This is a genomic window from Methylocystis sp. Se48 (assembly GCF_056269425.1).
In genome coordinates this window covers 3280047-3292704 of the sequence record NZ_CM149850.1, presented here as the reverse complement: position 1 = coordinate 3292704, position 12658 = coordinate 3280047, and the positions used below count along the sequence as shown (strand labels likewise).

Below are 12658 nucleotides of genomic sequence, written 5' to 3'. Positions count from 1 at the left end.
CTGTATATTGCTTGGATCAGGTTGCCATTATTTCACTTCATCCACGGGAAGGGCAACGATTGGCTGTATATCTCCACCTGAGAAAATCTCCACAGACCTATATTTGTAAGGGATGTCTTGAGTAATCTTTTCGAAATGAACTTGCTTCTTAACGAGCACCTGCGGCCAGATTCCCGGTCTTTGAACCAAAATTAATTCAAGGAGTAGAATGGTTGGGTTGAAGCCTTGAGGATATTTTTCGACCAAGCTCGCCTCCACGCCCGGATTCGAGACCACAACATCCCCTATGACGTGAAGCCTGTGTGGTCCCGGCGGTTGGAGGTTTTCCCAAGCGTACCAGCCCTGGTGCTCTTTGATGTCGACAATTGTCGTATCTTCAGATTTCAGAAGTTGTAAAACCATTTTTATAAGCTCCTTATTCGCTCAAATTTTTGCTACTTCATCCTTGAAGCAATTTAAAAATTGCTTCAATTGGAGCATACACTAATTTTTTTCATACTCAAGTATTAAATCTCAAAAATCAGTTAGCCGCTGTCGAATTTATAGGCTCTTTTTGTAAACGTAAAATTAAAATGATTTACGTAATTGAGCTGTGGCCGCTTTGCTTGCAAAGGCAAGCCGGAGCAGAATCCGAGTAGTCTGAGTCGAGCAAAGCTGCGCTTGTTGTCCGGTATCGGCTCTGGAGTGCTGCCGCCGATGCCATTTGATCGGATTCCGCTCCTTATTTACGAATTTTATTAATCTTGTAGAACTTTTCGGTTGAAAGGAAGTAATGGCCGCTGTCGCGCCCAGCGCTCGGAGACGCTCCCGCTCCGATTCCCGCCCCCTTAGTCTTCCCCATTCCAATTCCCCCCGCGTTCGGCTAAAACCCGCCGCATCGCAACATGAAGCCGCCGCCGCGCTCCGGGCCGCTCCCCGCCCCGGACCGGGTCGCGGCTGTTTCATTTGAAAGCCGGCACATGCAGCTGCGCAATATCGCCATCATCGCCCACGTCGACCACGGCAAGACCACGCTCGTCGACTGTCTCCTGCGTCAGTCGGGCGCCTTTCGCGAGAACCAGCGCGTCGCCGAGCGCGTGATGGACTCCAACGATCTCGAAAAAGAGCGCGGCATCACCATTCTCGCCAAGGCGACCTCGGTCGTCTGGAAGGACATCCGCATCAACATCGTCGACACCCCCGGCCACGCCGACTTCGGCGGCGAGGTGGAGCGCATCCTCTCCATGGTCGACGGCGCCATCGTGCTCGTCGACGCGGCCGAAGGCCCCATGCCGCAAACGAAATTCGTCGTCGGCAAGGCGCTCAAGATCGGGCTGAAGCCCATCGTCTGCGTCAACAAGGTGGACAAGCCCGACGCGCGCGTCTCGGAAGTCGTCAACGAGGTCTTCGACCTTTTCGCCGCCCTCGACGCGACCGACGAACAGCTTGACTTCCCCATCATCTACGGCTCGGCCAAGCAGGGCTGGATGGCCGAGGAGCCGGACGGTCCGAAGGACGACATGGCGCCGCTCTTCGATCTCGTGCTGAAGCACGTGCCCGCGCCCAGGGTCGAGGAAGGCGGCTTCCGCATGCTCGGCACGCTGCTCGAAGCCAACCCCTATCTTGGCCGCATCATCACGGGCCGGGTGTTCTCAGGCGTCGTGAAGCCCAACCAGCCGGTGAAGGTGCTCGACCGCGCGGGCAAGGTCGTGGAGCAGGGGCGCGTCTCCAAGATCCTGGCCTTCCGCGGCATCGAGCGCCAGCCGATCGAGGAGGCGGAGGCCGGCGACATCGTCGCCATCGCGGGCCTCGAGCAGTTCAACGTCGCCGACACGCTCTGCGCGCTCGACGTGAACGAGCCGCTGCAGGCGCAGCCGATCGACCCGCCGACGCTCTCCATGACCTTCCTCGTCAACGACAGCCCGCTGGCCGGCACGGAAGGCGACAAGGTCACGAGCCGCATGATCCGCGCGCGCCTCTTCAAGGAGGCGGAGGGCAATGTGGCGCTGCGCGTCGAGGACGCGCCGATGGGCGACGCCTTCATCGTCTCGGGCCGCGGCGAATTGCAGCTCGCCATCCTCATCGAGACCATGCGCCGCGAGGGCTTCGAACTCGGCGTCTCGCGCCCCAAGGTCGTCTTCAAGAAGGACGAGGCCGGCGATCTGCTGGAGCCGATCGAGGAGGTCGTCATCGACGTCGACGAGGAGCACAGCGGCGTCGTCGTGCAGAAAATGTCCGAGCGCAAGGCCGAAATGATCGAGATGCGCCCGTCCGGCGGCAATCGCCTGCGTCTCGTCTTCCACGCGCCGACGCGCGGCCTCATCGGCTATCAGGGCGAATTGCTCACCGACACGCGCGGCACGGCGATCATGAACCGCCTGTTCCACGACTATGCGCCCTACAAGGGCGAGATTCAGGGCCGCCGCAACGGCGTGCTGATCTCGAACGATCAGGGCGAGGCGGTCGCCTACGCCATGTGGAAGCTCGAGGACCGCGGTCCGATGATGATCGAGCCGGGCTGGAAGGTCTATCGCGGCATGATCGTCGGCGAGCACACCCGCGACAACGATCTCGAAATCAACGTGCTCAAGGGCAAGCAGCTCACCAACATCCGCGCCGCCGGCAAGGACGAGGCCGTGCGCCTCACGCCGCCGATCAAGATGACGCTGGAAAAGGCGCTGGCCTATATCGAGGACGACGAACTCGTGGAAGTGACCCCGAGGTCGATCCGCCTGCGCAAGGCGATTCTCGATCCCAACGAGCGCAAGAAGGCGAAGGGCAAGAGCGCCGCGCTGGTGGAGTGACGGGGCGGCGGCGCGCCGATGCCCGAACTGCCCGAAGTCGAAACGGTTCGTCGCGGCCTCGCCCCAGCGCTGGTCGGCCAGCGGATCGCGCGGGTCGAGCAGCGGCGTCCCGACCTGCGCTTTCCATTTCCGCCGCGCTTCGCCGACCGGCTGAAAGGCCGCTGCATCGTCGACCTGCGGCGCCGCGCCAAATATCTCCTCGCCGATCTCGACGGCGACGAGACGCTCGTCATGCATCTCGGCATGAGCGGCTCGTTTCGCATGGACGACGAGACGCCGGGCCGTTTTCACCGCCCGCGCGACAAGAACGCGGCGCATGATCATGTCGTCCTCCACATGGAGGGCGGCGCGCGCGTCGTCTACAACGATCCGCGCCGCTTCGGCTTCATGCTGCTGGTCGCGACGCGCGAGCTCGACGCGCACAGGCTTTTCAGCGGGCTGGGCGCGGAGCCGCTCGGGGGCGGCCTCGACGCCGCCTTTCTCGCCCGCGCCTTTCGCGGCCGCGCGGCGCCCGTCAAGGCGCTGCTTCTGGACCAGCGGCTCATCGCAGGGCTGGGCAATATCTATGTCTGCGAGGCGCTGCACCGTTGCGGGATTTCGCCCCTGCGCGCGGGAGGCAAGCTCGTGAGCGCGGCGGGGAGGCCGACGGCCGCGCTGGCGCGCCTGCCGGAGGCGATCCGTCAGGTGCTCGAAGACGCGCTCGCCGCCGGCGGATCGTCGTTGCGCGACCACCGGCAGGCGGATGGCTCTCTCGGCTATTTCCAGCACGCCTTCCGTGTCTATGATCGCGAAGGCGCCGCCTGCCTCACGCCGGGCTGCAAGGGGAGGATCGCGCGCGCGAGGCAGTCGGGGCGCTCGACCTTCTTTTGTCCCGAGTGCCAGAAATGACGGCCTTGCCGGGGCCGCCCCGGCAAGCCATAACCCCGGCATGTCCCCGTCATCGCAAGAACCGGCGCTCGCGGTTCACGGCCTCTCCAAGAGCTACGGCGCCAAGCGCGTCGTCGGCCCGCTCGATTTTTCCCTGCCGCCCGGCTCCGTGACCGGGCTGCTTGGCGGCAATGGCGCGGGCAAGACGACGACGATCGGCATGGTGATGGGGCTGATCGAGCCCGGCGCCGGCGAGATCCGCGTCTTCGGCCGCGATCTCCTGCGCGAGCGCCACGCGGTGGCCGGCCGCATGAATTTCGAGAGCCCCTATGTCGATCTGCCGCATCGCCTCACCGTGCGGCAGAATCTCCGCGTCTTCGCCCTTCTCTACGACGTCGCCGACGTCGACGGGAAAATCGAGGAGCTGGCCGACGCGCTGGCGCTGCGCGAATTTCTCGATCGGCCGACGGGCCGGCTCTCGGCCGGGCAGAAAACGCGCGTCGCCATCGCCAAGGCGCTCGTCAACGATCCGCAACTGCTGCTGCTCGACGAGCCCACCGCCTCGCTCGATCCCGACACGGCCGACTGGGTGCGCGCAAGACTCGAGGCGCATCGCGCGACGCATAATTGCGCGATCCTCCTCGCCTCGCACAACATGGGCGAGGTCGAGCGCCTGTGCGACCGGGTGCTGATGCTGAAGGAAGGCGTCATCGTCGACGACGGCTCGCCCGCGGAGCTTCTCGCGCGCTATGGCCGCGCCAATCTGGAGGAGGTTTTTCTCGACGTCGCGCGCGGCCGTTCGGGGGCGCCGGCGTGAGCGCGGGCTTCTCTTTCAAGCGCGTCGGCGCGATGATGCTGCGCTATGTTTACGTGCTGCGCTCGTCGGGATTCCGGCTCGTCGAGATCATCTACTGGCCGATCGTGCAGCTCTTCACATGGGGCTTCCTGCAGACCTATCTCGTGAAGGCGCAGGCCGGCCGGCCGCCGGGCGGCATGGAGGTCGCGGCCGGCGCGCTTGTCGGCGGCGTGTTGCTGCTCGACATCCTGCTGCGCGCGCAGCAGGGCTTTTCCTTTTCCTTTCTGGAGGAGATGTGGTCGCGCAATCTCGCCAATCTCCTGATGAGTCCGCTGCGCATGAGCGAATTCGCGGTTGCGCTGATGGCGATGAGTTTCGTGCGGCTCACGATCAGCACGCTGCCAGTGTCCTTCCTCGCGATCTGGCTGTTCGGCTTCAATCTCTGGTCCCTCGGCCTCGCGCTCGGCGCCTTCTTCGCGATCCTGCTGCTCTTCGCCTGGACGGTGGGGCTGTTCATCTCCGGCCTGCTGCTGCGCTATGGCATGGGCGCCGAGAGTCTCGTCTGGGCGCTGATGTTCGCCATCCAGCCGCTCGGCGCGGTCTATTATCCCGTCTCGGTGCTGCCGCCGCTCGTTCAGCCGATTTCCTGGCTGCTGCCGCCGACCTATGTGTTCGAGGGGCTGCGCGCCCTGCTGCTGGATCATGTCGCGCGCTGGGATTTGATGGCGCAGGGCTTCGCGCTGGACGTCCTGCTGTTCCTGCTCGCGGGCCTGCTGTTCAGCCGCCTGCTGAACAGCGCGCGCCGCGCAGGCGCGCTGTTGCAGACAGGCGAGTGATGGCGGGCCGGCGCGCCGACGCGGCGCTTCACGAACTCGGGCTTTTCGAGAGCCGCGCCAAGGCGCGCGAGGCGATCGAGGCGGGGCTCGTCGCCGTCGACGGGCGCGTGCTGACGAAACCCTCTGCGCCGATCGCGGAAGGCGCGCGGATCGTCGCCTCGGCGCCTTACCCCTGGGTATCGCGCGGCGGCGTTAAGCTCGCCCACGCGCTCGACGTTTTCGGCGTCGTCCCCTCGGGTCGCTTCTGCCTCGACGTCGGCGCCTCGACCGGCGGCTTCACCGACGTGTTGCTCGCGCGCGGCGCGCGCCATGTGGCGGCGGTCGACGTCGGCCATGGCCAGCTGCACGAGAAGCTGCGCCGCGACGCGCGGGTGACCTCCATGGAAGGGCAAGACGCGCGCACGCTGACCCCCGCGCAGCTCGCCGAGCCGCCCTCGCTCGTCGTCATGGATGCGAGCTTCATCTCGCTCGCGGCGCTTCTCCCCAATGCGCTGTCGCTCGCGGCGGCGCAGGCGGAGCTTGTCGCGCTCGTCAAACCGCAATTCGAGGCCGGCCGCGCGGCGGTGAAAAAAGGCGTCGTGCGCGACGCGAAAATCCACGCCGAGGTCTGCGAGAAGGCGGGGCGCGACATCGAGGCGCTGGGCTGGCGCGTCCTCGGCGTCGCGGCCTCGCCGATTGAAGGCGGCGACGGCAATCGCGAATTTCTCATCCACGCGGCTCGCCCATGAAGCAATTGCGCATCGAACGGCTCGGCGCGCGCGGGGAGGGTGTCGCGCGCGACGGCGGCGCGCGCGTCTTCGTCCCCTATGCGCTCGCGGGCGAAACCGTGCTGGCCGAGGTCGAGGGCGACCACGGGCGGCTCGTGGACGTCGTCAACGCCTCTCCCGACCGCGTCGCGCCGATCTGCCCGCATTACGCCCGGTGCGGCGGCTGCGCGGTCCAGGCCCTCGCGTCGCCCGCCTATGCCGAATGGAAGCGCGGCCTCGTCGAGACCGCCCTGCGCAACGCCGGCCTCGCTTTCGAGGTCGCGCCGCTGGTCGACGCGCATGGCGCGGGGCGCCGTCGCGTCGTCTTTCACGCCCGAATGGAGAAGGGACGCGCGCGCGTCGGCTTCATGGCGGCGCGCTCGCACGAGATCGTCGACATCGACGCCTGCCCGCTGCTCGTTCCCGAGCTTTCCGGCGCGCTCGCCGCGGCGCGCGACATGGCGCAGATCCTCGTCGCGCGGGCTAAGCCGCTGGACCTCGCCGTCGCCGCGACGCTGGCGGGGATGGACGTCGATCTACGCGGCGCCGGGCCGCTGGACGAGCGCGAGACGGCGGCGCTGATCGAGACGGCGCAAGCGCACGACCTCGCGCGCTTGTCAAATCATGGGCGGCTCGTGACGCTGCGCCGTCCGCCGCTCGTCGAGATCGGCCCGGCGCGCGTTCCTGCTCCCCCCGGCTCCTTCCTTCAGGCCACGGCGGCGGGGGAGGCGGCCATCGCTTCCCTCGTGCTGGCCGCGGCGGCGGGCGCGCGGCGCGTCGCCGATCTCTTTTGCGGCGTCGGCGCCTTCGCGCTGCGGCTCGCGTCGACGGCGCGCGTCTCGGCCTATGACGCGTCGGCCGCAGCGGTCGACGCCATGCTCGCCGGCGCGCGGATGGCGGCCGGGCTCAAACCGCTCGACGGCGCCGCCCGGGATCTCTTCGCACGCCCGCTGTCGGCGGCGGAACTCGAGCCTTTCGACGTCGTCGTTTTCGATCCGCCGCGCGCCGGGGCGATGGCGCAGGCGCAGGAAATCGCCCGTTCGCAGGCGAAAACCGTCATCGCGGTCTCTTGCAGTGCGCAAACTTTCGCGCGCGACGCCGCAATTTTACTCAAAGGCGGATTTTCGCCCGGAACGATCACGCCCATTGATCAGTTCCGGCATTCTCCCCATGTGGAGATTGTTGCGAATTTTTCGCGCGGGAATGGGCCAAAGCGGCCAAAACGGCGTCTTCTAGGGTGAATCACTTAATTTTTAGGTAACATTCCTGTGACGAGAATGAGCCAATGGAGGGAATTGAGACTGATTTGACAGGGCCGATGGCAAAGCCGGTTGCCGAAGAAAAAAATCAGGCATAGGATTTGCTCGATGGTCCGGTGCAGGCGGGAATCGAGTGATTTCCGAGAACTGGAAGGAGATGGTCATGATGAATGCGCTAATCGCCGCAGCATTGTGCAGTGTCGTCCTCGCAAGCGCGCCTTCGGCAGCGCGCGCTTACGTCTACGCCCGCAAGAAAGATGAGAAGGCCCGTCGCCGCTACTGACGTCCGGCTTCGATAAAGAGGGCGCTTCTCTGCTTCAGAGCGCTTGGCCTGACGCGCCCGACCTCTGCGATCGCCTCAGGGCGATCGTGGGCGTCTCCGCCGTCATAACCGACCCGGCGGATATGGACGCCTATCTGTCCGAACCGCGCGACCTTTATCGCGGGCGGGCGGCGTGTGTCGTCAAACCTTCCGCTGCGGATCAAACGGCGCGCATTCTCGCGCTGTGCAACGGCTGCGGCGTGGGCGTCGTGCCGCAGGGCGGCAACACCGGCCTCGTCGGCGGCCAGACGCCAGACTCGAGCGGCCGGCAAATCGTTCTTTCCTTGCAAAGGCTAGACCGCATTCGCGAGGTCGATCCCGCTTCCGACGCCATGACTCTAGAAGCCGGCGTGACGCTTGCGCGGGCGCAGGACGCAGCGCAGTCCGTCGACCGCTATTTCCCGCTGTCGCTCGCCTCCGAAGGAAGCTGCACGATCGGCGGCAATCTCGCGACCAACGCCGGGGGCGTGCATGTGCTCGCCTACGGCGCCGCGCGCGATCTCGTCCTCGGGCTCGAAATCGCGCTCGCCGACGGGCGGCTGCTGTCGACGCTCGGCAAACTGCGCAAGGACAACACGGGCTACAACCTCACCCAGCTTTTCGTCGGCTCGGAAGGCACGCTCGGCGTCATCACCGCCGCGACCCTCAAGCTTTTCCCGCGCCCGCGCTCGCGCGCCGTCGCCTTTATCGGTCTCGAAAATCCCGCACAGGCGCTGTCGCTCTTGAATTTCGTGAAGGATCGCGCCGGCCCGGGCCTGCACGCCTTCGAACTCATGCCGCGCCTCGGGCTCGACCTCGTGCTGCGACACATTCCCGCAACGCGCGATCCGCTCGCGGCCGCCCATCCCTGGTACGCGCTGATCGACATCGCGGGCTTCGCGGACGGCGAGGCCGAACGCGTGGCGCGCGCGGCTCTGTCGGAGGCGCTCGACGCCGGCCGCGCGCGGGATGCGACGCTGGCGCATTCGCTCGATCAGGCGGCGGCGCTCTGGCGCCTGCGCGAGAGCCTCTCTGAAGCGCAGAAGCGCGAGGGCGGCTCGATCAAGCACGATATTTCCGTGCCGATCGACCGCATCCCCGATTTCATCGCGGAGGCGGGGCGCCGCGTCGAGGCGCGTTTTCCGCTGGCGCGGCCGGTCCCCTTCGGCCACATGGGCGACGGCAATCTCCATTATAATGTCTCGCAGCCGGCCGGCGCCGACAAGGCGGCGTTCCTCGCGCAATGGGACGAAATGAACGCGCTGGTCCATGGACTCGTTCACGACTATGGCGGGTCGATTTCGGCCGAACACGGCATCGGCCGGATGAAGCGCGATCTGTTGGCGCAAGTAAAAGACCCGGTCGCGCTCGACGTGATGCGCGCGCTCAAGAGGACGCTCGATCCCCGGGGCGTGCTCAACCCGGGCAAGCTGCTCTGATTAGCCGAAGTTCCGTCGCGCGACAGGCTCCTGCAACTGCGGCCCGTCGGCGGTCGTCCTGCCGATCGCCGGGCCGATCTCGAAAAAAGTCAGGGCGTCGTCCGGGGCGGGCTTCAGAAGCCCCGCGGCCCGCCGCGCGTCAACGGCGTCGCAATCGAGCCAGGCGGGGAAATCGCGCGGCTCCAGAATCGCCGGCATACGGTCATGGACGGCGGCCGTCGCGCCATTGGCGTCGGTGGTCAGAATGCAGGCCGTGTCGATTTCCGAGCCGTCCGCGCCCGCGTAGGTCTCCCACAGGCCGGCGAGCCCCATGGGCGCGCCGTCGGCGCGGCGGAAGAGATAGGGGCGTTTCTCGACCCTGCGGCCGGCGCCGAGCTTGAGCCATTCGTAATAGGCGTCGGCGGGAACGAGGCAGCGGCGCCGTTTCATGGCCGCGCGGAAGCTCGCCTTCTCGCAAACCGTTTCCGATCTTGCGTTGATGATTAACGGAAAGTCGGCCGGATCCTTCACGAAACCGGGCAGGAATCCCCAGCGCGCCAGCCGGAACCGTCGCAACGGCGGCCCGCCCGAGGGACTGCGCTCGGCGGTCACGATCGCGATGGGCTGGGTTGGCGCGATGTTGTATCGCGCTGGGAAATTGGGGGTTTCTACGTAGCCGAACAGATTCCGGAGCGCCTCCGGCGCCGAGGTGAGGGCGTAACGTCCGCACATGACGACCGACTCGCTCCTTGCTGTCCGCCCGCAAAGGCCGCGCGGAAAACGCCGGCTTGACCGCAGCCTTGGTCCGATTAGGGCGCAAGAGTTTGTTATCAGATTCGCGTCAACGTGGCCGCGAGTGCGTTGGTGAGGCCAAATGAACCTGGACGTGCAGCTGATCGAACCTGGCCAGACGCGGCAAAAGGCCGTCGAGGAGTTGCAGTCGAAGACGCTCGTGAACCCGGTTTCGGGCCTCGCCAATGATTACCTGAATCTCTTCAACGAACTCGTGATGATTCTTGAACAGATCCCGCAAATGCCGGAGCTGCTCGAGGATCTCTGCGCCTGGCGGCCGGTCAGCTATCAGGAATATTTCCGCAAGTCGCAACTGTCGGGCCGGCATTCCGCGCTCGCCGCCTATGAGCAGCTCAGCCCGGCCTTCCGCCGCCGCTTCGAAACCTTCGTCGCCGAACTTGACGTGATCGCCCTTGCGAGCGTCGCGTCGGTTCGTCGTCAGTTCCGCGACGGCGCGCCCGAGGACATGGAGCGCATCGCGGCGACCTGCGCGCGGGCCGGCGAGAAAATGCGCATCATACTGATCCGCGCCTCCCGGCTCGTGAACTACGCCAATATCGACGGCTGAGCCGGCTATTTCGTCCGCCCGAAGAAGGCCGCGAGACGCTCGCGCGCCAGTGGCGAGGCGAGCGCTCGCGCGAATAGGGCGGCCTCCTCGTCGATGCGCGCCAGAATTTCTGCCGGATCGCCGCGCATCAGCCGGCGGGAGGCGCGCAGCGCCTCGGGCGGCTTGGCCGCGAGCTTCAGCGCCGCCGTCCGGGCGGCCGCGCGCACGGTCTCGGGCGCGGCGAGCGCGTTGACGATCCCCAGCCGCAACGCCTCTTCGCCGGAAAAACTGTCTCCCAGAAGAAGATATTGCGAGGCGCGCGCGAGGCCGATCCGCCGCGGAACGAGCAGGCTCGCGCCTGCCTCCGGCACGAGGCCGAGGTCGATGAAGGGCATCCGGAAGCGCGCGTCGGCGCTCGCATAGACGAGGTCGCAATGAAAGAGCAGTGTGGTCCCGACGCCGACCGCGTCTCCCGCGACCGCCGCGACGATCGGCTTCTGGAAGGCGGCGATCGTCCGCACGAAGGCGAGGGCGGGGAAGTCGAGGGGGGTGTCGATGAAGTCGCGAAAATCGGCGAGATCATTGCCCGCCGTGAAGTCTTCGCCTGCGCCGGCGAGGAGAACCGCCCGCGTTTCTGGATCCGCGCCCGCCGTCGAGAGCGCCTCGACGAGCGCGAGATACATTTCGCGGTCGAGGGCGTTCTTCTTCCCTGGGCGGTCAAGAAGAATCTCCAGCACGCCATCCGCGCGAGACGTGCGAATTTTTTCCGACATGCCGCGTCCTCCAGAACGGTTCGGCGGGCAACATAACCCCGAAAGCCGGCGCGGCGCAGTCTTTCAACGGGCCGCGCCGGAGGCGGGTTTCCTTTTTTGCGCGGCCTTCGGCGCGCGTCTCGGTTGGGCGCAGCTGGCCGAGGCGGCGCCGTTTTGCGCGCAGGTCGCGCTGGTGGCGGTGAAGTCGATTCCGCCGTGCGCGATATTCGCTTCGAGGATATGCTGCGGCTCAATGGCCGGGGCGCCGGGGCGAACGGGCAGGGAGGCCGTGGCCGGCGCGGCGGGAGCCACGCTTGCGGATCTGTGCGCCTGAACGGCGAGGAGGGGCGCGGCGAGCAGGGCAAGGGCGGCTGTCGCCTTTTTCGCCTGTCCGAGACGGCGCGCGCGGGCGCGGGCGGCGAAAACCATCTCTGACGCGGGCGCGGGCTCTGCGCGGCGCTGCGTCGCTCCAGCCTTGAACTCCGGCCCGATGCGAAAGCTGAACAACCCCCACCCCCGACGTCAACTTGACAATTTGAAACAAATTTTTACGAGTGAAATCTTAATCCATGTTTACGGAGGAACGACGGGCGCCCAAGCACGAGGCGCCTGGCCGACCGCTTGTGCGGCGTCGCCAAGTTGTTAAGCTGATTTGATAGGCGGAGGTTCCCTCCGGCTCTTAAAGCGTTTAGTTTCCCGGCGTTCCTATTGCGTGGTCTGCGTCAGCGAACAAGGCGGAGTAATGCGCGATCTGTTCAGATGGGTCTTCGGCGATCCGGCGCAGCGCACCCGTAGTTTCCTCCGGAACGTAGAAAGCAGGCTCGTACAGGCGCTGGTCGGCGAGGCGCCCGCCTGGGTCGAACCCGCCCAGCTCTCCCTTCTCGGCGCCGCAGCCGCCGCCGTCGCGGCGACGGCCCTAGCGCTCTGCAAGACCTGGCCGGGAGCGGTCTGGCTCGTCCCTCTCGCCATGGCGGTCAACGGGTTCGGCCTCTCGCTTGACCTGCCGCTCGCCCGCAGCCGCGGGACCGAAGTTCCCGCCGTCGGGATGCTGCACCATCTTGGCGAATTATTTTCACATCTGACCTTGCTCGTGGCCTATGGATTCTCGCCGTTTCTGACGATGCGTTCCGCCACCATCGTCGTCGTGTGCTATCTGCTGTTTTCCTCCTACGGCTACATTCGGGCCGCCACCCGCCATGTGGAACAGATGGCCTATATCGGCATCGGCGTGACGGAATTCCGCCTGCTGCTGGCCTTCTGGCCTTTCGCCGCGATCGCGCTCGGCGTGCCGGAAAGCCTCGACGACCGCCTGCCGGCGATCGACGTCGCCATCATCGCCATGGCCGCGTTGGCCGTTCTCGGTCTCGTCGTGAAGTTGTATCTGGACGGGCGAAAAATGACGACCGCCTCGCGGGGCGACGAGTGACCCGCCGACAGGCGCTTCAAATGTTTCGTTAACCTTTAATCCCGATTAACGGGATCGTTAAATTTCATGGAAATGACAATGTGGCAGAAGCGCCACATTAGGGGCCAATTCGGTGGCCTCTATGCGGGAGGCGGC

At 65.9% G+C, this 12658-nt stretch carries 13 protein-coding genes; 9 read left to right on the top strand and 4 right to left on the bottom strand.

The features are described 5' to 3' along the window. Positions 1-27: 27 nt before the first annotated feature. The gene (locus tag ACV959_RS15945; RefSeq protein WP_475737542.1) at positions 28-402 is read right to left on the bottom strand and encodes a hypothetical protein; all 375 of its coding nucleotides are present in this window, start codon (positions 400-402) and stop codon (positions 28-30) included. A gap of 557 nt (positions 403-959) precedes the next feature. Here ACV959_RS15945 and typA point away from each other — a divergent pair. From typA to ACV959_RS15910, 7 genes are all read left to right on the top strand, one after another. Further along, on the top strand, positions 960-2783 hold the full coding sequence (typA, locus tag ACV959_RS15940) for a translational GTPase TypA (protein WP_475737541.1): 1824 nt from the start codon (positions 960-962) through the stop codon (positions 2781-2783). 18 nt (positions 2784-2801) lie between these two features. Further along, positions 2802-3671, top strand: a complete 870-nt coding sequence (mutM, locus tag ACV959_RS15935; RefSeq protein WP_475737540.1) for a bifunctional DNA-formamidopyrimidine glycosylase/DNA-(apurinic or apyrimidinic site) lyase — start codon at positions 2802-2804, stop codon at positions 3669-3671. 40 nt (positions 3672-3711) lie between these two features. Next, on the top strand, positions 3712-4467 hold the full coding sequence (locus ACV959_RS15930; RefSeq protein ID WP_475737539.1) for an ABC transporter ATP-binding protein: 756 nt from the start codon (positions 3712-3714) through the stop codon (positions 4465-4467). Positions 4468-4499: 32 nt separating this feature from the next. Further along, positions 4500-5282 carry an ABC transporter permease gene (locus ACV959_RS15925; protein WP_475739694.1) on the top strand — a complete coding sequence of 261 codons (783 nt, stop codon included), beginning with the start codon at positions 4500-4502 and terminating at the stop codon, positions 5280-5282. After that, on the top strand, positions 5282-6010 hold the full coding sequence (locus ACV959_RS15920) for a TlyA family RNA methyltransferase (protein ID WP_475737538.1): 729 nt from the start codon (positions 5282-5284) through the stop codon (positions 6008-6010). The genes ACV959_RS15925 and ACV959_RS15920 overlap by 1 nt, the downstream gene beginning before the upstream one ends. Further along, positions 6007-7269 carry a class I SAM-dependent RNA methyltransferase gene (locus tag ACV959_RS15915; protein WP_475737537.1) on the top strand — a complete coding sequence of 421 codons (1263 nt, stop codon included), beginning with the start codon at positions 6007-6009 and terminating at the stop codon, positions 7267-7269. The genes ACV959_RS15920 and ACV959_RS15915 overlap by 4 nt, the downstream gene beginning before the upstream one ends. A 387-nt stretch (positions 7270-7656) precedes the next feature. Beyond that, on the top strand, positions 7657-9027 hold the full coding sequence (locus ACV959_RS15910) for an FAD-binding oxidoreductase (protein WP_475737536.1): 1371 nt from the start codon (positions 7657-7659) through the stop codon (positions 9025-9027). Here the strand turns inward: ACV959_RS15910 and ACV959_RS15905 are convergent, their stop codons facing one another. Next, positions 9028-9738, bottom strand: coding sequence for an SOS response-associated peptidase (locus tag ACV959_RS15905; protein ID WP_475737535.1), 711 nt, complete (start codon positions 9736-9738; stop codon positions 9028-9030). A gap of 142 nt (positions 9739-9880) precedes the next feature. Between ACV959_RS15905 and ACV959_RS15900 the strand changes: the two genes are divergently transcribed. Then, positions 9881-10366: a hypothetical protein gene (locus tag ACV959_RS15900; protein WP_475737534.1), complete on the top strand. Its 486-nt coding sequence runs from the start codon at positions 9881-9883 to the stop codon at positions 10364-10366. 5 nt (positions 10367-10371) lie between these two features. Here ACV959_RS15900 and ACV959_RS15895 read toward each other — a convergent pair whose 3' ends face one another. Both ACV959_RS15895 and ACV959_RS15890 read right to left on the bottom strand, forming a co-directional pair. Beyond that, the gene (locus ACV959_RS15895) at positions 10372-11118 is read right to left on the bottom strand and encodes an enoyl-CoA hydratase-related protein (RefSeq protein WP_475737533.1); all 747 of its coding nucleotides are present in this window, start codon (positions 11116-11118) and stop codon (positions 10372-10374) included. Positions 11119-11181: 63 nt separating this feature from the next. Next, the gene (locus ACV959_RS15890) at positions 11182-11604 is read right to left on the bottom strand and encodes a hypothetical protein (protein ID WP_475737532.1); all 423 of its coding nucleotides are present in this window, start codon (positions 11602-11604) and stop codon (positions 11182-11184) included. Positions 11605-11839: 235 nt separating this feature from the next. Here ACV959_RS15890 and ACV959_RS15885 point away from each other — a divergent pair, with 235 nt between their 5' ends. Continuing rightward, positions 11840-12523, top strand: a complete 684-nt coding sequence (locus tag ACV959_RS15885) for a CDP-alcohol phosphatidyltransferase family protein (protein WP_475737531.1) — start codon at positions 11840-11842, stop codon at positions 12521-12523. Positions 12524-12658: the final 135 nt, after the last annotated feature.